This window comes from Tabrizicola thermarum, assembly GCF_003574395.1.
GTDB classification, from domain to species: domain Bacteria; phylum Pseudomonadota; class Alphaproteobacteria; order Rhodobacterales; family Rhodobacteraceae; genus Tabrizicola; species Tabrizicola thermarum.
Genome location: NZ_QMJY01000057.1, coordinates 1 through 2,846, shown reverse-complemented (window position 1 = coordinate 2,846; position 2,846 = coordinate 1). Strand labels below are relative to the sequence as shown.

The following is a 2,846-nucleotide window of genomic DNA, read 5'->3' as shown; positions in this document are numbered from 1 at the left end:
GGCTCATAACCTGAAGGCCGCAGGTTCAAATCCTGCCCCCGCAACCAAATCGTCCAAGTAAAACAAATGCTTAGAACCCGATGCAAAACGTCGGGTTTTCGCCGCTTAAGTTTACATCAACGCCACATCAACACCCTGCCAGAAAAACAGCAACGGCATGCAGTCGTGGGCATGGGCAGGCAACGGCGTGCAAAGCTTACGCCCTGACTTGCGCGCATCGATCCAGCACTGCATTCTCGGCCAACAACCCAACGTTGTCCGAAAGCTCGTTTCCGGTGCCCCCGTTTCACATCCCCCGAAAGCTCATCATCGGTGAATTGCGCGTTGCCGAAGGTGATCTCCTCGCCGCGCCTGGTGTTGCAATCGTTCTAGCCGAACCAGGGGCAGGAAAATCCGCGCTGCTGGCAAGTCTGGCTGCGCGCTTTGGCACAACGCCAGTCAAAGCCAGCATCTTCGAAAGAACGACTGCGTCTTGCATCGTCGTCGATGCCTTCGATGAGGTTGCTCGCATTGATCCCACAGGCCTTCATCGCGCTTTGAAAGAGCTGCGGCATACGGGAGCTGACCGCACAATCCTGTCGAGTCGATCCGGGGAATGGAGCGACGCGGACACCCGTCTGCTGCATGACATCCTGGGTATCGAGCCAATCCTCGCCAGATTGGTCCCCTTTGATCAAGACGAGCAGGCTTTGCTCTTTCGCCATCGCCATCCGGACGCCAGCTTCGAGAATTTCCTCTCCGATGCCGCCCGCCACGACCTTACTCACCTCCTTGGAAATCCAGAGTTCCTGAACCTGTTCGCGGATGCGTTCGTTCAGGCCGGAGGCCGATTCACGAACCGACATGAGATCTTCGGCGACGCGGTTCGCTATCTGGCTCGCGAAACAAACAGGTCGGTTACCCCACCCGAGATGCGCCCACAACTGAACAACGCATCTCTTGGGCGGACGAGGTCTTTGCACGCCTCCTCCTGTCAGGTTCCGATGGGGTTTCAATGGCTGCTCTCGCCGAAGGCCCAACATTCCCCCGTCTCGCTGACCTCGGTCTGCCCGACCAACGTCTCCCCTCAATCCTCGACACCCGCCTCTTCCGTCCAGCCGCAGGCGCCGACCGACATGAACCGGTCCATCGAATCGTTGCTGAGCATTGTGCAGCCCGGGCGCTTGTCCAACGGATTGACGATCCTGCAAATACATTCACTGTGAAGCAGTGTCTCAGCATCGTAGCACCCAACGGTGCCACCCGTGATGACCTTCGTGGTCTCCTTGGTTGGATGGCGGCATTGGGAAGCCAGAATGTCCAGGATGCGGCAATCGATGTTGACCCCTATGCAGTCCTCTCAAACGGGGATCCATCGCGTCTCTCGGTTAGGTCCAGACATCGACTCCTTGAAGCCCTGGGTAAACTGGAGGTCGATGATCCCTTTTTCCGTCGCGTAGATCGCTGGCGTAGTTTCAGCGCCTCTGGGTTCTTTACTCCTGACATCGTTGATGCGATCCGCCCGATGATCGTGCGCGAAGGCGGAGGAGACTTGCGCGCGTTGCTCCTCGAGCTTCTGTCGGGTTCGCCAGCGGTCACTTCGCTGCGTCCAGAACTGGAAGCAATCGTGCTGGACGCCGCCGCCACGTCACAGTGCAGGCGCGCAGCGCTCGATTGCCTCGTGAATGAGAAACTCGACCTGGCATTCATGGTCGATCCACTTATCGCGTCTGCCACGAACGAGGCGCTGCGTCTTGCTGCAAAGATCGTTGGCTATCTGGGCGTAGCTCGGCTACCTCGCGAAAAGCTTCGCGACCTGCTTCTGGCCTGCGCCAACTTGTACCCGGTTGATCCAAGAGAGCGCGAACGCGTGATCGGATCACGGTACTTCATTCGAATCCTAGTGCGGGACTTCGACGCTGATCTGTGTGGCTGGCTGCTTGATGAGATTACCCGGGGCTTGACGTGCACTTGCGGTGCGCGTTCATGGGATTGTCACTGCCGAGATGGCATCAGCAAGATTGCAGGGCATCTCTTAGACAGATATTTCGACATCGCCGAGGCGCCGCGGGATCCTGCGAGGATCTGGGGCTGGCTAAAACCGCTTCACTTCCATCGCTCGGCCAGTGCGAAGGATAGCCCAGCAGTCCGCGTCCTGCACGAGGAACACCACCTGCGTCGTGAAATTCAGCGGTTGATGTTCGAGGGGCTGACCACGCGGGAGGCCATGATCGACCAGGGGATCGACCGCTACGGCCATGCGGGATTGTCGTTTCAACATGACGATATCCGGCCGATGATGGATCACGCAATTGCGACAGGCAATGTCGAGCTTTGGGACGTTTTCGTTTACTCGCACAACTTCTATCGGGCACGAGGGGAAAGGGGCCCTGATGAGCTTCGACATTATGCGCGACAGCAAGCGCACCAGAACCCGGATTTCCTCGCCAGGTGGGCACTTAGGCAACGCCGACAATTCCGTAGCTGGAGGGAAATGCGAGATCGACGGAATCGGTCGCAGGCCCGCTGGCGGCGACGTGAGCGAGCTGGTGAAGAGGCCGCGGTCAGGTCTCTGACGAATGACCGAAGCCTGATTGAAGCGGGTCTTCACAGGTGGTGGTTGGCGCACATCGCCCGCTACTACCTCATTCAGCCCGATGAAATGCAGGAACTTACGCACGGATTGATCGACGTGGACGCCGCCCTCCGGAACTATCTCCGCGTCCTCGGCGATGACATTCCGACCTTGGAACAGTGTGCGTTGGGCACGGCTCGGGCAAGCGTTGTAGGGTCAGGACTCGTTCTTGTTTCATAGCCAGAACATGACGGTTGCGGCGAGGGCGACGGCGGAGAGGAAGGTCTTGGGG

2 protein-coding genes are annotated in these 2,846 nt (G+C 58.6%); both read left to right on the top strand.

Going from position 1 to position 2,846, the window contains the following annotated elements:
- Positions 1-254 precede the first annotated feature (254 nt).
- Positions 255-1,205: a hypothetical protein gene (locus tag D5084_RS09180; protein ID WP_128515208.1), complete on the top strand. Its 951-nt coding sequence runs from the start codon at positions 255-257 to the stop codon at positions 1,203-1,205.
- Positions 1,206-1,504: 299 nt separating this feature from the next.
- Entirely contained in the window at positions 1,505-2,794 is a 1,290-nt protein-coding gene (locus D5084_RS09175; protein WP_128515207.1) for a hypothetical protein, read from the top strand.
- Positions 2,795-2,846: the final 52 nt, after the last annotated feature.